The organism is Geodermatophilus sp. CPCC 205506 (assembly GCF_051383635.1).
Taxonomy (GTDB): Bacteria; Actinomycetota; Actinomycetes; order Mycobacteriales; family Geodermatophilaceae; genus Geodermatophilus.
Genome location: NZ_JALPKP010000009.1, coordinates 101,149 through 120,406, shown reverse-complemented (window position 1 = coordinate 120,406; position 19,258 = coordinate 101,149). Strand labels below are relative to the sequence as shown.

The 19,258-nt window shown below is 73.4% G+C and carries 22 protein-coding genes; 13 read left to right on the top strand and 9 right to left on the bottom strand.

Annotated features, from left to right (window positions below):
• Nucleotide 1: 1 nt before the first annotated feature.
• From MY520_RS07565 to MY520_RS07515, 11 genes are all read left to right on the top strand, one after another.
• Complete coding sequence (locus tag MY520_RS07565; RefSeq protein ID WP_436691469.1) at nt 2–538, top strand: phage holin family protein; 537 nt, start codon at nt 2–4, stop codon at nt 536–538.
• Nucleotides 539–578: 40 nt separating this feature from the next.
• A complete protein-coding gene (locus MY520_RS07560) occupies nt 579–1,277 on the top strand; it encodes a DUF3618 domain-containing protein (RefSeq protein ID WP_436691468.1) in 699 nt (232 codons plus the stop codon).
• Between the two features lie 194 nt (nt 1,278–1,471).
• Nucleotides 1,472–1,861, top strand: a complete 390-nt coding sequence (locus tag MY520_RS07555; protein WP_436691467.1) for a response regulator transcription factor — start codon at nt 1,472–1,474, stop codon at nt 1,859–1,861.
• Nucleotides 1,858–3,090 carry a sensor histidine kinase gene (locus tag MY520_RS07550; protein ID WP_436691466.1) on the top strand — a complete coding sequence of 411 codons (1,233 nt, stop codon included), beginning with the start codon at nt 1,858–1,860 and terminating at the stop codon, nt 3,088–3,090. Before MY520_RS07555 ends, MY520_RS07550 begins: the two co-directional genes overlap by 4 nt.
• A 141-nt stretch (nt 3,091–3,231) precedes the next feature.
• Complete coding sequence (locus tag MY520_RS07545; RefSeq protein ID WP_436691463.1) at nt 3,232–3,840, top strand: TasA family protein; 609 nt, start codon at nt 3,232–3,234, stop codon at nt 3,838–3,840.
• A 47-nt stretch (nt 3,841–3,887) separates the two neighbouring features.
• Nucleotides 3,888–4,532, top strand: a complete 645-nt coding sequence (locus MY520_RS07540) for a signal peptidase I (RefSeq protein WP_436691462.1) — start codon at nt 3,888–3,890, stop codon at nt 4,530–4,532.
• Between the two features lie 154 nt (nt 4,533–4,686).
• Nucleotides 4,687–5,139, top strand: coding sequence for a hypothetical protein (locus MY520_RS07535; protein ID WP_436691465.1), 453 nt, complete (start codon nt 4,687–4,689; stop codon nt 5,137–5,139).
• Nucleotides 5,133–5,810, top strand: a complete 678-nt coding sequence (locus tag MY520_RS07530) for a response regulator (RefSeq protein ID WP_436691464.1) — start codon at nt 5,133–5,135, stop codon at nt 5,808–5,810. Before MY520_RS07535 ends, MY520_RS07530 begins: the two co-directional genes overlap by 7 nt.
• Nucleotides 5,811–5,972: 162 nt before the next feature.
• Nucleotides 5,973–6,581: a TasA family protein gene (locus tag MY520_RS07525; RefSeq protein WP_436691463.1), complete on the top strand. Its 609-nt coding sequence runs from the start codon at nt 5,973–5,975 to the stop codon at nt 6,579–6,581.
• Between the two features lie 47 nt (nt 6,582–6,628).
• Nucleotides 6,629–7,273 carry a signal peptidase I gene (locus tag MY520_RS07520; protein ID WP_436691462.1) on the top strand — a complete coding sequence of 215 codons (645 nt, stop codon included), beginning with the start codon at nt 6,629–6,631 and terminating at the stop codon, nt 7,271–7,273.
• Between the two features lie 154 nt (nt 7,274–7,427).
• Nucleotides 7,428–8,027 (top strand): hypothetical protein, encoded by a 600-nt coding sequence (locus MY520_RS07515; RefSeq protein ID WP_436691461.1) that lies wholly within the window; start codon nt 7,428–7,430, stop codon nt 8,025–8,027.
• Between the two features lie 65 nt (nt 8,028–8,092).
• Here the strand turns inward: MY520_RS07515 and MY520_RS07510 are convergent, their stop codons facing one another.
• The 3 genes from MY520_RS07510 to MY520_RS07500 all read right to left on the bottom strand — a co-directional run bounded on the left by MY520_RS07510 (nt 8,093) and on the right by MY520_RS07500 (nt 10,239).
• Nucleotides 8,093–8,797, bottom strand: coding sequence for a response regulator (locus tag MY520_RS07510; RefSeq protein ID WP_436691460.1), 705 nt, complete (start codon nt 8,795–8,797; stop codon nt 8,093–8,095).
• Between the two features lie 133 nt (nt 8,798–8,930).
• Nucleotides 8,931–9,452, bottom strand: a complete 522-nt coding sequence (locus MY520_RS07505) for a class I SAM-dependent methyltransferase (RefSeq protein ID WP_436691459.1) — start codon at nt 9,450–9,452, stop codon at nt 8,931–8,933.
• Nucleotides 9,453–9,456: 4 nt separating this feature from the next.
• On the bottom strand, nt 9,457–10,239 hold the full coding sequence (locus tag MY520_RS07500; RefSeq protein WP_436691458.1) for an isocitrate lyase/PEP mutase family protein: 783 nt from the start codon (nt 10,237–10,239) through the stop codon (nt 9,457–9,459).
• Between the two features lie 218 nt (nt 10,240–10,457).
• Here MY520_RS07500 and MY520_RS07495 point away from each other — a divergent pair, with 218 nt between their 5' ends.
• Entirely contained in the window at nt 10,458–10,679 is a 222-nt protein-coding gene (locus MY520_RS07495; protein WP_436691457.1) for a flagellar FlbD family protein, read from the top strand.
• Nucleotides 10,680–10,699: 20 nt separating this feature from the next.
• Here the strand turns inward: MY520_RS07495 and MY520_RS07490 are convergent, their stop codons facing one another.
• The 3 genes from MY520_RS07490 to MY520_RS07480 form a co-directional block, all read right to left on the bottom strand.
• On the bottom strand, nt 10,700–10,918 hold the full coding sequence (locus MY520_RS07490; protein ID WP_436691456.1) for a hypothetical protein: 219 nt from the start codon (nt 10,916–10,918) through the stop codon (nt 10,700–10,702).
• Nucleotides 10,919–10,934: 16 nt separating this feature from the next.
• Nucleotides 10,935–11,549: a hypothetical protein gene (locus MY520_RS07485; RefSeq protein ID WP_436691455.1), complete on the bottom strand. Its 615-nt coding sequence runs from the start codon at nt 11,547–11,549 to the stop codon at nt 10,935–10,937.
• 846 nt (nt 11,550–12,395) lie between these two features.
• Entirely contained in the window at nt 12,396–12,839 is a 444-nt protein-coding gene (locus MY520_RS07480; RefSeq protein ID WP_436691454.1) for a hypothetical protein, read from the bottom strand.
• A gap of 394 nt (nt 12,840–13,233) precedes the next feature.
• Between MY520_RS07480 and MY520_RS07475 the strand changes: the two genes are divergently transcribed.
• On the top strand, nt 13,234–15,585 hold the full coding sequence (locus MY520_RS07475) for a galactose oxidase-like domain-containing protein (RefSeq protein ID WP_436691453.1): 2,352 nt from the start codon (nt 13,234–13,236) through the stop codon (nt 15,583–15,585).
• Between the two features lie 24 nt (nt 15,586–15,609).
• On the opposite strand, the gene MY520_RS07470 is transcribed toward MY520_RS07475, so the two are convergent.
• From MY520_RS07470 to MY520_RS07460, 3 genes are all read right to left on the bottom strand, one after another.
• A complete protein-coding gene (locus tag MY520_RS07470; RefSeq protein WP_436691452.1) occupies nt 15,610–16,515 on the bottom strand; it encodes a DUF4349 domain-containing protein in 906 nt (301 codons plus the stop codon).
• Between the two features lie 405 nt (nt 16,516–16,920).
• On the bottom strand, nt 16,921–18,303 hold the full coding sequence (locus MY520_RS07465) for an alpha/beta fold hydrolase (RefSeq protein ID WP_436691451.1): 1,383 nt from the start codon (nt 18,301–18,303) through the stop codon (nt 16,921–16,923).
• 130 nt (nt 18,304–18,433) lie between these two features.
• Complete coding sequence (locus tag MY520_RS07460; protein ID WP_436691450.1) at nt 18,434–19,201, bottom strand: HD domain-containing protein; 768 nt, start codon at nt 19,199–19,201, stop codon at nt 18,434–18,436.
• Nucleotides 19,202–19,258: the final 57 nt, after the last annotated feature.

Below are 19,258 nucleotides of genomic sequence, written 5' to 3'. Positions count from 1 at the left end.
GATGAGCTCTCCCTACTCCGGCGCCACGCCGGTCGGGACACCGCAGGGATACCAGGAGCCGGGCGGCTCCTCGAACTACGCGGTGTCACCCGAGCAGGGCCAGGACTACGGCGCGCACAGCGGCGCCATCGGCACCCCGATGACCGAGCAGGGCCGCCCCGATGTCGAGGGCACCTCGGTCGGTCAGCTGATGGGTGAGGTCGCCAAGGACCTCTCCACCCTGATGCGCCAGGAGATCGAGCTGGCGAAGGTGGAGGTCAAGGCCGAGGCGACCAAGGCCGGCAAGGGCGCGGGCCTGCTGGGCGCGGCCGGCTTCGCCGGCTACATGGTGCTGCTGTTCCTCTCGATCGCGCTGTGGTGGGCCCTGTACCACCTCGTGGGCCACAGCTGGTCCGCACTGATCGTGGCCGTCCTCTGGGCCATCGTCGGCGCCATCGCGTTCGTGATGGGACGCAAGCAGCTCAAGCGCGTCAACCCGAAGCCCGAGCGCACCGTGGACACCCTCCAGCAGGTGCCCGGCGCCCTGAAGCCCAACTGACCCGCGGCCCCCGGCCCTCCCAGACATCGGAGTACGACACATGACCACGAGCAACGACCCGGACGCCATCCGCGCGCAGATCGAGCAGACCCAGCGCGAGCTGAGCTACGACGTCGACGCCCTCAACGAGAAGGTCAACCCCGCCCGCGTCATGGACCGGCGGGTCACCGCGGCCAAGGGCCGCATCACCAGTGTGAAGGAGAAGGTGATGGGGAGTGCCCAGAACGCCCGGTCCTCGGTGATGGGGTCGGCGCACGACACGTCGTACACGGCGCAGCACCACGCCCAGAGCGCGGTCGGGAGCGTGCAGGGCGCGGCATCGAGCGCCGCGGAGTCGGTGCAGGGCGCCGCCCAGTCCGCCGCCCAGGCGGTCCAGCAGGCGCCGGACACCGTCGTCCGCCAGACCCAGGGCAACCCCCTGGCCGCCGGGCTGATCGCCTTCGGTGTCGGCTGGCTGGTCTCCAGCCTGCTGCCGGCGTCGGAGAAGGAGAAGCAGCTGGCCCAGCAGGCCGAGACGGCCGTCCGCGAGAACAAGGACGCGCTGCTCGCGCCGGCCAAGCAGGCCGCCCAGGAGATCGGCGACCAGCTCAAGCCCGCCGCCCAGCAGGCCGTCGAGGAGGTCAAGTCCACCGCGCAGGACGCCGCCCAGACCGTGAAGCAGGAGGGCCAGTCCGCCGCGCAGGACGTCCAGGGCCAGGCCCAGCAGTCGCGGGAGACGGTGCAGCAGACCCGCAGCTGATCCGCACCCGCTGACACTGCGCCCCGCCGGGTCCGCCCGGCGGGGCGCAGTGCTGTCCCGGGCGGCTCACCCGCCCGGGTGAGCGGGGGCACGGCGGGCTGCAGGCCACCCCCGCGGACGCCGAAGTCCCGAGGGACGACGCCACCGGCGCGGGCCCGCGGGGCACCGGCCGACCCGATCGAGGAGCCGCCTCCGTGCAGACCGCACCCCCGCGCGTGCTGGTCGCCGACGACGAGGACGACATCCGCGCCCTGGTGTGCCTGGCGGTGCGCCGGGCCGGGTGCACGGTGCTCGCCGACGTCCCCGACGGCACCACCGCTCTCGCCACCGCCCGCGCGGACCGCCCCGACCTCGCCGTCCTCGACGTCTCCATGCCCGGGGCCACCGGCCTGGAGGTCTGCACCGCGCTGCGCGCCGACCCGGCCACCGCCGGCATCGCGGTGCTGCTGCTGTCGGCCGGCGCGTCGTCCGACGACCTCGCCCGGGGGCTCGCCGCGGGCGCCGACGCCTACCTCCCCAAGCCCTTCTCCGTCGCCGGGCTGGCGGCCCGAGTGCGCGAGCTGACCACCGGAGCGCCCGCATGACGACCGCCGAGATCCCGCTGACCCTCGAGGCGGAGGTGCTGCGGCTCCGCGCCGAGAACGCCGCCCTCGTCGCCCAGATGCAGCACCGCGACGAGGAGCTCGACGTCGCCGCCCGCATGCTGCAGGCCCGCGCGCAGACGATGACGAGCGTCATCGACGCGGTCACCGAGCAGTCGATCATCGGCACCGACGTCGACGGCGTCATCCGCGTGTGGAACCCCGGTGCGGAGCGGATGCTCGGCCTGCCCCGCGCCGACGTCGTCCGTCGGCGCCTGATCACCGACTTCCACCTCCCCGAGGAGCTCGAGGAGGCCGGCGGCGGGCTGGCCGCGCTGGTGGGCACCGCCCAGCAGCAGGGCAGCGACGTGCGCGACTGGACCTACGTCGCCGGCGGCGGCGAGGAGCTCACCGTCTCGGTGGCGGTGACCCCGCGCACCGACGACCGCGGCGCGCACGCCGGCTGGAACTTCGTCGCCACGGACATGACCGAGGCGCGTGCCACCGAGCGGATGAAGGACCAGTTCGTCAGCCTGATCAGCCACGAGCTGCGCACGCCGCTGACCTCGATCCTGGGCTACCTCGAGCTCGTCCTCGACGACCCGGAGCTCGGCGAGGAGCCGCGCGAGTACCTCGCCACGGTGGAGCGCAACGCCCAGCGCCTGCTCCGGCTGGTCGGCGACCTGCTGTTCACCGCCCAGGTGGACGCCGGACGGTTCAGCCTGCAGCCGGAGGACGTCGACCTGACCGCCGTCGTCCGCGCCGCGGAGGAGACCGCCCGCGTGACCGCCGCCGCGGCCGGGGTCGAGGTGGCCGTGACGCTGCCCGACGGCGGCCTCGTCGTGCGCGGTGACGCCGTCCGGCTGGGGCAGGCCTGCGACAACCTCGTCTCCAACGCGGTGAAGTTCACCCCGCGCGGCGGCCGGGTCACCCTCTCGCTGCACGCAGCCTGGCGGACGCCCGACGGGACCGTCGTCGACGACGAGCGGGCCGGGGCCGTCCCCGTCGCCCGGCTGGCCGTCAGCGACACCGGCATCGGCATCCCCGCCGGGGAGCAGACGCAGCTGTTCGCGCGGTTCTTCCGCGCCTCCACGGCGCGGCGGCACGCGGTGCCCGGCGTCGGCCTGGGCCTGGCGATCACCAAGGCCATCACCACCGCCCACGGCGGGACCCTCGAGCTCGCCAGCGCCGAGGGCCAGGGCACCACGTTCACCCTCACGCTCCCCCGCTGATCCGCCGAGGCGGCGCCTGCCTCCAGGGAGCGTTGCGGATCTCTTGCGGTTGGCGGGCGGGGAGCCTGCGGTTGGCTGGCCAGAGTCGTCTGTGTCGCCGGGAGCACCCCGCTCCGGGCCGGACACAGGAGACGACCGGACATGAGCACCACGGCCCGCACCACCACCGCCCGCAAGATCGTCGGTTCCCTCGCCGTCATCGGCACCGCCGCCGCGGTCGCCGGCCTGGGCACCTTCGGCACCTTCACCGACTCGACCACCCCGATCTCCACCCAGGTGCAGTCGGGCACGGTCTCGATCAACCTCAGCTCCGGCACCGCCCTGACCACCTCGGCCAGCGGCCTGGTCCCCGGCGACACGATGACCCGCGCGGTCACCCTGATCAACGACGGCAACTCCGCGCTCTCCTCGGTCAGCCTCGGCGTGGCCGCCCCCGCTCCCAGCGTGCTGACCACCGACACCCTCAACGGCCTGCAGCTGACCCTCAGCTCCTGCCCGGTGCCCTGGACCCAGGGCGGCACCGCGTCTGCGCCGACCTACACCTGCTCGGGCACGCCGACCCAGATCAGCACCGGCCCGGCCGTCGGCAACCGCACCCTCCCCGCCGCCGCCAGCCTGAACCCCGGCGGCACCGACCACCTCGTCTACACCCTCACGCTGCCCACCAGCGCGGACAACACCTTCCAGAACAAGTCCGCCACGCTGAGCCTGACCTTCTCCGGAGTCCAGCGCGCCGCCGCCGCCCGCTGACCTCCCCCGTCGACAACGTCGCCGACCACACCCCCGGAGAAGCTCCCATGACCGCCGTCCTCCCCCTGACCGCCCCGGGGGCAGCCCGCACGCTGCCCCCGGGAACCGGCCCCGCCACCGCCGGCCGCAGCACCGCGCCCGTCCTGCGCCGGGCCGCCGCGGCCACCGCCCGCTGGACCACCCGGGCACTGGTGGGATTCGCCGTCCTGGCCTTCGCCGGCCTGGCCCTGGGCCCGCACGTGTTCGGCTACCAGACGATGACCATGCTCACCGGCTCGATGGCCCCGGCCATCGACCCCGGCGACGTCGTCATCACCACGCCCCTGGCCGTCGCCGACGTCACCGAGGGCATGATCATCAGCTACCACATCCCGATCGACGACCACCGCGTCGTCACCCACCGCGTGGTCACCGTCGACCACGCCGCCGACGGCACCGTCACCGTCACCACCAAGGGCGACGCCAACGACCACACCGACCCCTGGACCGCCGTCCTGCAGGGCGACACCGCCTACCAGGTCCAGGCCGTCATCCCCGAGCTGGGACACCTGATCACCGCCCTGCGCACCCCCTGGCTCAGCGCCACCCTCGTCTACGGCGCCCCCGCCCTGCTCGCCGCCTGGCTCCTGCTCACCATCTGGCGCCCCACCACCGACCCCACCGACGACGACACCGACGAGCAGGCGTCATGACAGCCGGCCGGGCAGCGCCGGCGGCCGCCGGCCAGCGGTAGCCCGGCCGGCCTTGCGCAGATCTTGCGGTTCCACGGCGGGGGACCTGCGGTTTCCCCGGCACAGTCGACACCGACAGCGACACCCGATCCCGCACCGAGACGGAGGACCAGCAGTGACCACCACGCGCCGCGCCCTGGCCCTGCTCACGCTCACCCTCGCCGTCCTGGTCACCGCCACCCTCCCGGCCAACGCCGCCTTCGACGACCGCGCACCAGCGGTGACCGCGACCGTCGGCACGATCACCGTCCAGCCGCCGAACCAGGTCGAGGCCAAGGGCCTCTGCACCACGACCACCGACCCGGCCACGGGCGCCGTCACCACGACGGTGCAGGCGAAGATCGAGTGGTGGCGGAGCACGTCGCCGGGTGTCACGGGGTACGTGGTGACGGCGCACCTGAACAACGGCGCGTCCTACGTCATGGCCCGCACCGACGCCACGGCCGACGAGGTGTTCGACTCCGCCGACGCGTCGCACCTGCAGTACCAGCCCAGGTTCACGATCACGACGCTCACCAGCTACGGCTGGACGGCCGTCTCGGTCCGCTCGGGGGTCCTGACGTGTTGAGCGCCCTGGTCGTCGACGCCGACCCCGCCGATCGCGCCCGGATCGCCCGGCTGCTGATGCTGACCGGCTGGGCCGTGCACGAGGCCGCCGGCAGCCGCGAGGCCTTGGCCATGACCCGCCGGCTGGATCTCGACCTGGTCGTCGCCGGCCTCGACGGACCTGCCGGTGACGGGCCCGCGCTGCTCCGCCGCCTGCGGATGGCCGGCTGCCGGGCCCACCTCCTGGTCGTCACCGACGAGGCCACGGCCGAGGCCCGGCGGGCCGCGCTTGCCGCCGGCGCGCTGGCCTGCCTGCCCCGGACGACCGGCGCCGAGCTGCTCCTGGACTGCCTGCGCCGCCGGGTCGCTCCCCCTGCCGTGGAGCCCGCCGACGGATCCTCGGTGGCCCCGGGCGCCGAGCTGCCCAGGGACGACCTCGACGCCGACGTGATGGACCACCTGCAGGAGCTCTACACCCGTGCGCTGCCCGACCGGCTGACCGCCATCACCGACGGCGCCCGGACCGGGGACACCACCGCCGTGGCCTGGGCCTCCACCACCCTCGCCGGGACCAGCGCGCAGCTCGGGCACCCGGAGGTGGCGGCCGTCTGCCGGGCGATCGCCTCGGACGCCCGGCGTGGCATCCTCGCCCACCACCTCGTCGCCGAGCTGCACGCGGTCGCCGGCGCCTGAGTCGGCCGCCGCGCCGGCCCGCCGATCAGGCGGTCGCTGGGGATCACCTCATCTTGCGGATCTCTTGCGGTTGGCGGGCGGGGAGCCTGCGGTTGGCTGGCCAGAGTCGTCTGTGTCGCCGGGAGCACCCCGCTCCGGGCCGGACACAGGAGACGACCGGACATGAGCACCACGGCCCGCACCACCACCGCCCGCAAGATCGTCGGTTCCCTCGCCGTCATCGGCACCGCCGCCGCGGTCGCCGGCCTGGGCACCTTCGGCACCTTCACCGACTCGACCACCCCGATCTCCACCCAGGTGCAGTCGGGCACGGTCTCGATCAACCTCAGCTCCGGCACCGCCCTGACCACCTCGGCCAGCGGCCTGGTCCCCGGCGACACGATGACCCGCGCGGTCACCCTGATCAACGACGGCAACTCCGCGCTCTCCTCGGTCAGCCTCGGCGTGGCCGCCCCCGCTCCCAGCGTGCTGACCACCGACACCCTCAACGGCCTGCAGCTGACCCTCAGCTCCTGCCCGGTGCCCTGGACCCAGGGCGGCACCGCGTCTGCGCCGACCTACACCTGCTCGGGCACGCCGACCCAGATCAGCACCGGCCCGGCCGTCGGCAACCGCACCCTCCCCGCCGCCGCCAGCCTGAACCCCGGCGGCACCGACCACCTCGTCTACACCCTCACGCTGCCCACCAGCGCGGACAACACCTTCCAGAACAAGTCCGCCACGCTGAGCCTGACCTTCTCCGGAGTCCAGCGCGCCGCCGCCGCCCGCTGACCTCCCCCGTCGACAACGTCGCCGACCACACCCCCGGAGAAGCTCCCATGACCGCCGTCCTCCCCCTGACCGCCCCGGGGGCAGCCCGCACGCTGCCCCCGGGAACCGGCCCCGCCACCGCCGGCCGCAGCACCGCGCCCGTCCTGCGCCGGGCCGCCGCGGCCACCGCCCGCTGGACCACCCGGGCACTGGTGGGATTCGCCGTCCTGGCCTTCGCCGGCCTGGCCCTGGGCCCGCACGTGTTCGGCTACCAGACGATGACCATGCTCACCGGCTCGATGGCCCCGGCCATCGACCCCGGCGACGTCGTCATCACCACGCCCCTGGCCGTCGCCGACGTCACCGAGGGCATGATCATCAGCTACCACATCCCGATCGACGACCACCGCGTCGTCACCCACCGCGTGGTCACCGTCGACCACGCCGCCGACGGCACCGTCACCGTCACCACCAAGGGCGACGCCAACGACCACACCGACCCCTGGACCGCCGTCCTGCAGGGCGACACCGCCTACCAGGTCCAGGCCGTCATCCCCGAGCTGGGACACCTGATCACCGCCCTGCGCACCCCCTGGCTCAGCGCCACCCTCGTCTACGGCGCCCCCGCCCTGCTCGCCGCCTGGCTCCTGCTCACCATCTGGCGCCCCACCACCGACCCCACCGACGACGACACCGACGAGCAGGCGTCATGACAGCCGGCCGGGCAGCGCCGGCGGCCGCCGGCCAGCGGTAGCCCGGCCGGCCTTGCGCAGATCTTGCGGTTCCACGGCGGGGGACCTGCGGTTTCCCCGGCACAGTCGACACCGACAGCGACACCCGATCCCGCACCGAGACGGAGGACCAGCAGTGACCACCACGCGCCGCGCCCTGGCCCTGCTCACGCTCACCCTCGCCGTCCTGGTCACCGCCACCCTCCCGGCCAACGCCGCCTTCGACGACCGCGCACCGGCAGTGACGGCGACCGTCGGAACCCTCACGGTGCAGCCGCCCACCAACGTCAAGGTGGACAGCTACTGCGTGGTCACGAGCACCGAGACCCGGCACACCGTGTACCGGGACCCGGTGACGGGGGCCACCTCGACCCGCTCCTACTCGGTGACCTCGTCGTCGCAGGGCACCAGGACCAACCAGAACGGCAACACGACGTCGACCGTCGCCGGCCCGGGCACCAACGAGACGACCACGACGACCACGACCGTCGACACCGAGCTCTACGCGACGGCGAGCTGGACCCGCAGCACCACGCCCGACGTCCAGGGCTACCTGATGACGGCGCACCTGGGCAACGGCTACACGTTCGTCATGGAGCAGGGCGCCAACTCGACGTCGATGAGCGCCAACGCCGACGCCGACTACATCTCCACCTCGCTGAAGTTGTCGATCGACACCCTGACGACCTACAAGTGGACGGCCAGCTCCGCGCTGTCGAAGAACCTCAGCTGCTGACCGGCACAGCACAGCGGGCCCGGACCGATCACTCGGTCCGGGCCCGCTGTGCTGTGCCGGGGGAACTACGCCACGAGGCGGTAGCCGACCCCGCGCACCGTGCGGATCTCGGGGGTGCTCAGGCCGGCGGCCTGCAGCTTCCGGCGGAGGTTGGACATGTGCGCCTCGACCAGCCGGACGCTGCCCTCCCAGTCGGTCTGCCAGACCTCGCGCAGCAGGGTCTCCCGCTGCAGCACCCGGCCGGGACGGGAGGCCAGCGCGGCCAGGAGGTCGAACTCGGTGCGGGTCAGGTCGACCACGGCGCCGTCCACCCGCACCTCGCGGCTGTCCTCGTCCACCTCGAGCTCGGCGAGGCGGCGGATCGACTCCTCGGCGGGCGCCGGCCGGGGGGCCGGGACGCGCGGACGGCGGAGCATCGCCTGCACGCGGGCGACGAGCTCGCGCGGCGAGAAGGGCTTGGCCATGTACCCGTCGGCCCCGACGGCGAGGCCGATGAGCAGGTCGACCTCCTCGGCGCGGGCGGTGAGCATGAGGACGTAGCACTCGCTCTCGGCGCGGATCTGGCGGCAGATCTCGGTGCCGTCGGCGTCCGGGAGGCCCAGGTCCAGCACGACGACGTCGGGCGCCGACCGCCGGACCTCCACCAGCGCCTCGGCACCGGTGGGGACCGCGCGGACGTCCATCCCCGCCCTGCGCAGGACCGTGCAGACCAGTTCCCTGATCTCCTCGGTGTCCTCCACGACCAGCACGGACTGCTCGGCCACGACCATCTCCTCCTCCCACTCCGGGGACGTTGGGCGGTGACGGTTCTGGGCGTCACCTGAGCGGGTGATCGACCCGGTCCCGGCCGGCCTTGAGCGGTGCCCGGTCGTCTCCCCCCAACGGGGGACGACACGCGACCGGTCAGGAGGAGAGGCGGCGGACCTCGATCGCGACCGACGGGATGGGTGCCGTGCGGCCGTGGTGGACCGCGTTGAGCCGGAGCCCGCGGGCGGCGGCGAGCCGGCCGACCGCGTCGACGACCGGTGCGTCGGCGCCGGGCGTCATGAGGGAGAAGGCCACGACCACCCGCCCGTCCGGCGCGAGCACCCGGGAGACGACGTCCCACGTCGTCGCCGCGTCGGCGTCCCAGAACGCGCGCACGTTGACGGACACGACCACGTCGAACGGCTCGGCACCGAGGTGGGCATCGCGCAGCGCGGCCGCCTGGACCCCGACCCGGCCGGCCTCGACCGCGGGGCGGTTGCGGCGGCCGGCCGCGGCGATCATGGTCGCGGACCGGTCGACGCCCAGCACCTGCCCGGCCCGCTCGGCCAGCAGCGCGACGAGCACGCCGTGGCCGCAGCCGACCTCGAGCACCCGCTCCCCCGGTCGCGCGGCGACGACGCCCGCCGTCCAGGTCAGCCGTTCGGACGCGGGCGGCACGGCGTCAGCTCAGCCGGCGGGTGTCCGGGGGCAGCGTGCCCCCGGCGACGAGCTCTGCGGTGCAGTCCTGGAGCGCGGTGAGCGCGACGCGCTGCGGGAACGGCCCGGTGGAGACGCGGGCCACGCCGAGGTCCTGCAGCTCCCGCACCGACGGGCTCAGCCGCGGCGCGGCGAGCAGCGACAGCCGGCCGCGGCCGAGCCCGTCGACCAGCAGGGCGATCTCCTCCCGGTCGACCACCCCGGGCACGAAGACCACCGGTGCACCGGCGTCGAGGTACGCGCGGCCGCGCCGTACCGCTTCGGCCAGCAGGTCGCTCCGGTCGGCGTCCCGGGCGGCGTGGAGGACGACGTCGGTCCGGGCGTTGAGGACGAAGTCGATGCCCGCGTCCCGCCCGGCGGCCAGGACCGCCTCGACCGCGCCGACGGCGTCCTCGAGCGGCCGGCCGCCGTCCTCCAGGTTCCCGCCGACCACCCCCGCGGCGATGGCCCGCCGGGTGGTCTCGCCCGGGTCGCCGTAGCCGGCCTCCATGTCCATGGTCACCGGCAGGTCCACCGCGGCGACGATGCGCGCCACCATGTCCAGGTGCAGGTCGAGCGGGATGTTCTCGCCGTCCTCGTAGCCGAACGTCGCGGCGATGGAGTGGCTCGCCGTGGCCAGCGCCGTGACGCCGGGGGTCGAGGCGACCACCGTCGCCGACACGACGTCCCACACGTTCGCGAGCACGAGGATCTCCGGGGCGGTGTGCAGGTCGAGCAGCGTCCGGGCACGGGTGGCGAGGTCGGGCATGGCCCCGAACGTAGGGCACCGGTGTGCTCCGCCCGCACGGTCGCGTTCCGCGGGGTACCGACAGATCGGCGTCGGCGTTCCCACAGGAACGCCGGATCACCCCGACGGGGTGGACGGCCACGGCCGGCTCAAGCGCGGCCGGCCGACCGTCGAAGCAGAGGTCGCCCGGATGGAGGGCGCCGCCGGGGCCCGATGCCCCGCCCAGCAGGAGGACCGCCATGATCGGTCTCATCCGCCGCACCGGCGAGTACTGCCGCATCGACCCCGATGACATCGAACGGGTCGAGGCGCACCCCGACACCGTCGTCTTCCTGAGCGACGGCGCGAAGTACTGCGTGGTGGAGACCGTCGACGAGATCGTCGCCCGGATCCGCGACGCCCGCGCCGCCGACATCACCGCCTGCTGGGTCCTCGACCGCGGCGGCCGGCAGGCCCGATAGCCCGGCGGCCCGGCCCGCAGTCAGTTCCCGGGCCGGCAGGCCACCGAGAGGATGTAGTCGAACCACCGTCGCCCGCTGCTCTCCTCCAGCGGGACGGGTCCGACCAGGACCATCGTGTCCCAGTCCGGCGTCCCCCCGCCGGTGCCTCCGACCTCGTGTTCGATCTCCGCGCGGAGCCCCGCGAGGGCGCTGCGGAGGTCCGGGTACGGCAGGGCGATGGCCGAGGAGTGCCAGGTCATCCCGGGCCTGATCCGGTCAGCGGTCGACGCCGTCACGCTGCACCCCCGTGAAGACGTACTCGAGCGCGCTCGAGGCGTTCTGGAAGCCGTTCCCGGCGGTGGACGGCAGGGCCACCGTTGCCCGCAGGTGGTCGACGCCACCGGCCGCGAGGCTCTGCGCGCCGGCCAGCGCCCCGGTCATCACGACCGGACCCGTGTAGAAGCCGTCGACGTCGCCGGTGCAGCGGTACCCGGCGCCGAGGACCTCCCACGGCAGCGAGCAGGACTCCAGCACGAGCTGCAGACCCTGCGCCGCGTCGCCGTCCAGCACGCTGGACGACGTCGCCCGCACCGCCAGCGTCACCGAGGACAGCGCGGCGGTTCCGTCGTTGGACAGGTCCATGACCAGCTGCGAGCTGTCCCCGGGCACCCAGCCGCCGGCGACGAACGGCATCGTGGCCTGGTGCGTCGCCTCGCTCAGGGCGATGGAGACCACGCCGGTGGCGACCTGGGTCTCCACCGGGGTGGTGCTGTCGGTGAACGTGCCGTAGGTGCCGAGACCGGCGACCGCCGCTGCCGCGGCCAGCACGCCGATCGAGCCGATCGTGCGCCTGGCCCGGCGGGCCGGTGGCGCGCTGGAGGTGGTCCTCACGTGGGTCTCCTCGGTCGGTCTGCGCCGGTGGACACCCCACCGGCAGCCCCGACTCTGGAACCCCGACCGCAGGTCGCCCGCCGCGCTCCCGCAAGAGTCCCGCAAGACGTGCGGACGACGACCCGCGTCCGTCAGGGGCGGCATCCTCGTCACCGGGCAGTGGATCGCGTCTCCGACTGCGTGGCGAGCCGTGCCGGCGGCCGGCTCCGGGCTCTCGTTCGCCGTCTCGGGCCCTTGATCCACCGCGACGTCGGGAGGGCGCAGCGGTCCCCTCGCCGAACATCCCACGGCGGCCCATGGGACACCGAGGTGACGCTTCGGTGACGTTGCGCGGGTGGACTGTGGCCGGCCGGCACGACGTCCGGTCCGAATGGGCCAAGGGGCGAGCAGTCGCGAGACACCGCTGTCGAAGAGCCACGAGAAGTCAGCAGCACTCAGCGGGATGGGGAGATGTCGACGAGCGCCGCAGCCACCCCCGGAACTGCAACGATCATCGCCGCCGCAACGACCGAGGCCTTGCTCTCGTGGGGGTCCTCGTCAGTCTCGGGATCAGTTGGAAGCTGAACACACGCACGAATGCAGCACAACGAGCTCTGGTGAGATTGACGGCCGACCTGTCCGAGGAGAGTGCGGAGAAGAAGGCCAGGCGTGACCATGCCCACGAAGCGCGCCTACGCCTGTATCGCACGTGCGAACCCATGCTCTTCCAGGCACATGAGCGCTCCTATGCTTTCTACGGCCGGATCCTCAACATGGCGGACGCCATTCACAGAGGGGACGTGCGGCCGGGTCAGGGGTGGCTGTCCTCGACGCAGGGCTACTACTTCTCGTCGACCATCTACCGGTTCACGGCCCCCTGGCCCTCTTCCGTGCGCTCCAGGACGACCTCACGGCGGTCGATCTGGGGATCGACGCCTCGATCCGCCACAAGTACACGTTGTTGAAGATGCTCACATGGTCGGCGACCGACGCAGACACGTTGGCACGGTGGGCAGGACTCGAGTATGACCCGAACCCGAGGGTCTCCCCGAGAGACATCAACGCCTCTTGCTCGAGCGACCACAGGAGACGCGGCTGCAAGGTCTGACCAGCGGCCGCCTCGACAACGTCCTCGAAGAGATGACCACGAGAGCCGGCAAGCGGAGCAGAGTGATCTCCTACAGGGAGTTCGACGCCGCCCTGAAGGACAAGAGCAGTTCGCTGCGTGACGCTCTCTCCGAGGTCATCGAGGTGTTCTACGACTTCCACCCAGCGAGGAAGCTGGTGTTCTGGCTGGTTCTGATGACTCATGCCCACATCCACCGTGCACTGCTGAACAGTTCCGGGGGCTCGCTCCCGACGCCGGGTCCGGAGGAGGCAGTGCAGCCGGAGCCTCCTGCGACGACGTCGGAGTTGACGATTCCTTGGACGGACAGGGTCCTGTTCGACTGGAGGAACGAGTCGGAGGGAGCTTCCGAGGAGCAGGTTCTGCATCGACCATTCCGAGCCACGCGTGTGGGGGCAGTCACCCACCGCGTATCTCTCAGTGGAGAGGGATCATCAGATGACACACGGGGCGCAGCCTGGTGGAACGACGCCGGTCGCTGCGGAGCGGTGACATGTCACTGGGGTCGACGTGCCCCTGCGCGTGTGGCCGGTGAGCGTCGCGCCATGACCAACACCGCCCTCGGAATGGGGTTTCGGGATGCCTGACGAGTTCATCGGAGTGCCGGACTGGCCGTGGTGGGAGAACGCCGGAGCCGGCCTCGCCGTCGCCGACGTCGACGCCGACGGCGTCCCGGACCTGGTGGTGCTGGCGGTCGACGAGGCGGTGGGGCGCAATCGGGGCTTCTTCCGGGTCGGCGCCGGGTTCGTCGACGGGACGGTCACCAAGGGGTGGGCGCCGTGGCAGGAGGTCCCGGACTGGTTCCCCGAGTCCAACGCCGGCGCCGGGGTCGCCGTCGCGGACGTCGACGGCGACGGTGCCCTCGACCTCGTCGTCTTCATGGTGGATGCGCCACCCGGGCAGAACGGGGGCTACTACCGGGTCGGTCACCGGCTGGCCGCCGACGGGACGGTGACCGGCGGGTGGGGGCCGTGGATCGCCGTCCCGGACTGGACGTTCTGGGAGACCCAGGGCGCGGACGTCGTCGTCGCGGACGTGACCGGGGACGGCCGGCTCGACCTCGTCGTGGTGATGGTCGACGCCCCGGAGGGCTCGAATGCCGGGTACTACCGGGTCGGGCGGCAGCTCGCTGCCGACGGGACGGTGACCGGCGGGTGGGGACCGTGGATCGCCGTCCCGGAGTGGAACTTCTGGGAGAACCAGGGAGCCGGCGCAGCCGTCGTCGACCTGGACGGCGACGGCCACCTGGAGCTGGTCGTGTTCTGCGTCGACAACCCGGTCGGGAACAACGGCGGCTTCTACACCGTGGGCTGGGGACTCGACGGGACGGGACGAGCGGTCGACGGGTGGGGTCCCTGGACCCGGGTGGACGGCTGGCCGTTCTGGGAGAACGCCGGTGCATCCATCGCGGTGACGCAGGAGCAGGGGTCCCCGGGTCATCAGCTCGTGATCCTGACCATCGACAACCCGGAACAGGGCAACGGCGCCTACCACCGGGCCACCCGGCTGACGACCGACCTGGACACCGCGGCGCAACGGGGCGTCTGGCGGTTGCTGGACTTCGGAACCGAGGTGAACCCGGTGCACACCGCGCTGCTGCACACCGGCGACGTGGTGTTCTTCGCCGGATCCGGCAACGACGAGGCCAAGCTGGCCGCGCACCAGTTCCGGACCCGGGTGTGGCGGTACCCGTCCGCGGTGCTCGACGCACCGGACACGCCCGTCGACCTGTTCTGCTGCGGCCAGGCGTTCCTCGCCGACGGCCGGCTGCTGGCCGCGGGGGGCACCGAGCAGTACGACCCCTTCCACGGGTTGCGCGACGCCCTGGCCTTCGACCCGGCCGCCCGCGCCTGGTCGACGGCGACCTCCATGGCGGGCGGCCGGTGGTACCCGAGCCTGGCGACGCTGCCCGACGGCCGGGTCGTGGCCATCTCCGGGGTCGGCCAGGACGGCAACCTCACCGTGGTCCCGGAGGTCTACTCCCCGTCGGACGACGCCTGGACGCCACTGCCCTCACCTGGCGCGTGGCCGATGTACTGCCACCTGGTGCTCCTCGCCGACGGGCGGGTCTTCTACACCGGCGGCCAGTACGGCGGGAACAACGGAGTCCGCCCCTCCGTGTGGGACCTGTCCACCGGAGCGACCACCGAGGTGCCGGGGCTCAGCGTCCCGGACCTGCGCAACCAGTCGACCAGCGTGCTGCTGCCGCCGGCACAGGACCAGCGGGTGATGATCATCGGCGGCGGCGCCTCCGACATGCACGTCATGGTCCCGGCCGTGGCCGAGGCCGCGGTGGTGGATCTCTCCGAGGCGACGCCGCACTACCAGCCGGTGGCGCCACTGCACGCCGCGCGCATGCACCTGACCGCCACCCTGCTGCCGGACCGGACGGTGCTGGTCAACGGAGGTGCGGCGATGGAGGAGAACGCGGCGATGGCTGCGTTCGACGCCGAGATCTTCGATCCGGTGGCCGGGACCTGGACGGTCGGCGCGACGTCGCGAGTGCCCCGCCTCTACCACTCGGTCGCCGTGCTCGTGCCCGACGGCCGGGTGGTCACCGCCGGGTCGAACCCGGCGCGCCGGACCGAGGAGCTGCGCATCGAGGTCTACTGGCCGCCGTACCTCTTCCGCGGGCCTCGGCCGACGATCAGTCTCTCCGACACCACCGCCGGCTACGGGCAGGACCTGACCGCCACGGTCACCGGCGACCGGCCGCTGAGGTGGATGTCCCTGGTCCGTCCTGGCGCCGGCACACACTCGGCGGACAACGAGCAGCGACTCGTCGACGTGGCCTTCACCGCGCAGCACGGCGACGAGGTGCGCGTGGAGCTGCCGGCGAGCGCCGCGCTCGCGCCGCCCGGCTGGTACATGCTCTTCGCCGTCGACGAAGCCGGCGTCCCCTCGAACGCCGCCTGGCTGCGCCTCGGGTGAGGCTGCAGAGGCACCGGAGCCCGCTCAGCCCTGCGGCGGCACCGGTGGCACCGGCGGCACCGGCGCCTCCACCGCGGACCGCCGCCGCTTCAGGCGGAGCGGCACCAGCACCCCCGCGGCCACCAGCACGGCGACCGCCAGCCACGGCAGGAGGACGCCGAGGACGACGACGGCCGCGCCCAGGGCCGTGACCAGGGCCCGCCAGCCGGTGCCGAGCCCGTCGAGGAAGCCTTCCGGCCCCCCGGCCGGCGCCACGCCGAACGGCCGCAGGTGCACGCTGAGCGTCGACAGCTCCACCTGGTCGGCCAGCAGCGCCCGCTGGGACTGCAGCGACTCCAGCTGCGCCTGCCGCTCGGAGAGAGCCTCCTCGGCGGCCAGGAGGGCCTCGGTGGTGGCCGCGCTGTCCATCAAGGCCTGCAGCCGCGCCACCGAGGTCTGCAGCGCCGCGATCCGCGCGTCCAGGTCGACCGCTGTGGCGGTCACGTCCGAGCGGGACACGGACACGCTCTCGACGTCGCCGAGGTCCTCCAGGTCGGCCAGGACGCCGGTCAGCGCGTCCGCCGGCACCCGCACCACGAGGTCGGCAGCGGCGCCGTCGACCCCGTCCTCCCCGGACGCCGCCTGCTCGGTGCGCTCCTCCACCCGGCCGCCGGCGGCCCCCACCAGCTCGCTGACCCGCTGGGCACCGTCGGCCGGGTCCTCGACGGCGACGGAGGCCGTGGCGGTCGTGACCACCTGCCGGTCGGGGTCGGTGTCCACCGGGACGGTCGGCGCGGCCCCGGGATCCCCCGGGGCCGCGGGCTCGGGAACGACCGGGCCCCCGGCGGCGCCGCCGTCCGCGCCGCCCGACGCCGTGCCGGACGGTCCCGTGCAGCCGACGAGCACCGCCACGGCCAGCGCCGCGGCTGCCGTGCCCAGTCGGCGCCACACGGTCCGGACGGTAGGCCGGTGATCTGACCGCCGACCAGCGTCGATGCCCAATCGTGACGGGGGACGGCGCGGCTCGAACGGGGCGTTCCCGACGCCGGCGGAGGTCGTCGGCTTCGAGAGCGATGAGTCTCGCCGTGTTCCCCGGTCGTCTCCCACACCCCATCGACTGCGCTCGAGGAGAGCACGATGACCGCGATCTACACCTTCGACGTCTTCTCCAGCCTCGACGGCTGCGGCTCCTACGACGGCGGCGACTGGGGCGGCTAATGGGGCAAGCAGGGCCCGGAGTTCCTCGAGCGCCGCCTCACCTCGTACGACGAGCAGCAGCGGATGGTCCTCGGGGCCACCACGTTCCGGGAGTTCACGGAGTACCTGGGTCCGGGCAGCGGCCGGTTCGCCCCAGGGTCAGTCCGATGCAAGGGGCGAACCGCTGCGCACCGCGTGAACGACGTCGTCGATGGCGCGGGCGGAGACCTCAGCGCCGTGCTCCTCGTCCAGCAGAGCGGCGTGCGTGGTGTCGGCGACCCGATGGCTGCTGTTGGCGGACAGCGCGGCCATCCGACTCTGAGCGGCCGACCAGCCGTCGTTGGTCTGCGCTGTCTCGCTCGCGGTGAGGACCACGAGCGGGGTCTCGCCGAGGGTGGTCAGCGCCTGTGCCTGGCCGAACAGCGCGGGCATGGCGGCAGACTCGTCGGCCGTGTTCTGGAACCCGCGGGGGCTGGTGGCGAACGCCTGGATCTGTCCCGCGGCCGGCTCGGGCAGGCTGGACCAGGAGGCCGGGACGAGCTGCGCGATACCGAGCCGGGCCAGGCTGGGCAGCACGGCGAGCTCGGCGGGGACGCTCGGGTCGGCCGTGCTGTTCGTGGCCGTGGCCTGGTAGGGGTCGGAGGCGTCCAGAAGGACCAGGCCGGCGACCTGCTCGGGGTAGCGGGCGGCGTAGGTCATCGCGTAGCTGCCGCCGGTCGAGTGCCCGACGAGCACGAACGGGCCGTTCTCGCCGGCGCGGTCGAGCAGGGTGTGCAGATCAGCGGCGGCCTGCAGTCCGTCCTGGATCCGCGGTGCGTCGTCGCTCCAGCCCTGCCCCGCCCGGTCGTAGGCGCACACCCGGGTGGTGCCGGCGACAGCCGGTGCGACACGAGCCCAGGACGAGGAGAACTCGCCGAGCCCGCTCTGCAGTACGACGGTCGGGCCGCCGGAGCCGGTGCAGGCGAGGTGCAGCTCGTAGCCGCCGACGTCGTAGGACCGCCCGGGCATGGCGTACCTGTTCTGGGCGGAGGCGAGCGCGACGGTCTCGACCGCGCCGCCCACGGCTGCGGCGGACATGACGACGAGGACGGGGTAGAGCAGCCAGCGGCCGCTGCCGGCGGCCAGGGAGCGGCGCACCCGGAGGCCCATCCAGAGCGCCAGCGCGAGCAGGACCGCAGGCCACACCCAGCCGGCGACGGTCAGCGCACCGCCCTCGGGGGCGAGGACCAGCAGTCCCAGACCGGTCGCGGCCATGCCGGCGGCCGGGATGAACGCCCAGCGTTGGGGCTGGTCGGTCATCCGGACCGACAGCACCGCCAGCATCGCCCAGCCGAGTGCGAAGCCGAGCAGGGCCGACCCGGTGGTGGCGTGCTCCCCTGCTCCGGCGAACACCCCGAGGGTGACCACGGCGGCGGCGACGAGTCCAGTCGCCAGTGATGCGGCGATGATCCGCCGGATGGGGCCGCTGCCCTGCTGGCGCTCGGTGCCGGTGGGCCCGTCGGAGGTCGGGGGTCGTTCTGCGGAGTGCGTGGCGGTCGCCATGACTGTCTCGCTTCCGTGCGGGGCGTGGTGGGCAGGTGTCGAGCCTGCTGCCGGCGCCGGGTGCTCACCCCGGTGGTTCCACCGGGATGGCAGGGGATCGGCCCGACGGGTCCTCGGGAGCAGCGGCGGATCAACCGCGGAAGGGTGCGAGCTTGATGGCGAGATCGAAGGCACCGTAGCGGCGCAGGAACTGCACCCGCCCTCGTGGCACACGGGCTGCCTCGGCACGGAACGCGGCGGCGAACTCGCCCTTGAAGCCGAGCCGGGGATGCTGTTCCACCACCGCGGCGAGCAGATCCGGGGGCAGGCGCCAGGAGTGCAGGCCGACGACGTCGACACCAGCACCGGCCGCCAGCAGGTAGGCCACCGGGCCCCGCGCCAGGGGGACGTCCGGGTTGTGGTGCAGCGTGATGGCCGTGCGGATCGTCTCGGTGGCGACTGAGGACAGGCCGACCTCCTCGGCGACGTCGCGGGCGACGCGGGCGCTGGTGTGGGTGAAGTCGACGTTCTTGTCGCTGGCGGGCAGGCCGGTGTCGTGCAGCAGCGCAGCGGCGAACAGCAGCTCCGCGTCGACGGTGAGCCCCTCCAGCGCGCCGAGCGCGGCACCGAAGGCGAAGGTCCGGTAGGAGTGGTTGAGCAGCGCGGGACTGAGTCGACGCTGCGCCTGCTCGACCGCGGCCCGGGTGAGCGCGGAGTTCGGGGGGATCAGCGAGGCGGGTGCCACCTGGGTGCGCCGGCCGGAGTTGAGCCGGGCCAGCATCGACAGGCGCCCGACCGCGTTGGAGGCGTGGGTCCGTGCCAGAGGTACCAGGAGCGAGCGGCGCTCGGCTGCGGTCAGCTGCCCACCCGTGCGGTCGACCCAGCTGCGTGTTCCGAGGTCCGTGACGGCGACGTTCATGAGCGTCTCCCGGTGTCCGGCGACCGCGGGCCACCTCCGGCCGGCAGGTGCTGCCGG

Bases quoted from the DNA above. Each gene is read 5' to 3' on its own strand.
- MY520_RS07565 (WP_436691469.1), top strand. From the start codon at position 2: ATGAGCTCTCCCTACTCCGGCGCCACGCCGGTCGGGACACCGCAGGGA.
- MY520_RS07560 (WP_436691468.1), top strand. From the start codon at position 579: ATGACCACGAGCAACGACCCGGACGCCATCCGCGCGCAGATCGAGCAG.
- MY520_RS07550 (WP_436691466.1), top strand. From the start codon at position 1,858: ATGACGACCGCCGAGATCCCGCTGACCCTCGAGGCGGAGGTGCTGCGG.
- MY520_RS07545 (WP_436691463.1), top strand. From the start codon at position 3,232: ATGAGCACCACGGCCCGCACCACCACCGCCCGCAAGATCGTCGGTTCC.
- MY520_RS07540 (WP_436691462.1), top strand. From the start codon at position 3,888: ATGACCGCCGTCCTCCCCCTGACCGCCCCGGGGGCAGCCCGCACGCTG.
- MY520_RS07525 (WP_436691463.1), top strand. From the start codon at position 5,973: ATGAGCACCACGGCCCGCACCACCACCGCCCGCAAGATCGTCGGTTCC.
- MY520_RS07520 (WP_436691462.1), top strand. From the start codon at position 6,629: ATGACCGCCGTCCTCCCCCTGACCGCCCCGGGGGCAGCCCGCACGCTG.
- MY520_RS07510 (WP_436691460.1), bottom strand. From the start codon at position 8,797: ATGGTCGTGGCCGAGCAGTCCGTGCTGGTCGTGGAGGACACCGAGGAG.
- MY520_RS07500 (WP_436691458.1), bottom strand. From the start codon at position 10,239: ATGCCCGACCTCGCCACCCGTGCCCGGACGCTGCTCGACCTGCACACC.
- MY520_RS07495 (WP_436691457.1), top strand. From the start codon at position 10,458: ATGATCGGTCTCATCCGCCGCACCGGCGAGTACTGCCGCATCGACCCC.
- MY520_RS07490 (WP_436691456.1), bottom strand. From the start codon at position 10,918: ATGACCTGGCACTCCTCGGCCATCGCCCTGCCGTACCCGGACCTCCGC.
- MY520_RS07480 (WP_436691454.1), bottom strand. From the start codon at position 12,839: ATGAGTCATCAGAACCAGCCAGAACACCAGCTTCCTCGCTGGGTGGAA.
- MY520_RS07475 (WP_436691453.1), top strand. From the start codon at position 13,234: ATGCCTGACGAGTTCATCGGAGTGCCGGACTGGCCGTGGTGGGAGAAC.
- MY520_RS07465 (WP_436691451.1), bottom strand. From the start codon at position 18,303: ATGGCGACCGCCACGCACTCCGCAGAACGACCCCCGACCTCCGACGGG.
- MY520_RS07460 (WP_436691450.1), bottom strand. From the start codon at position 19,201: ATGAACGTCGCCGTCACGGACCTCGGAACACGCAGCTGGGTCGACCGC.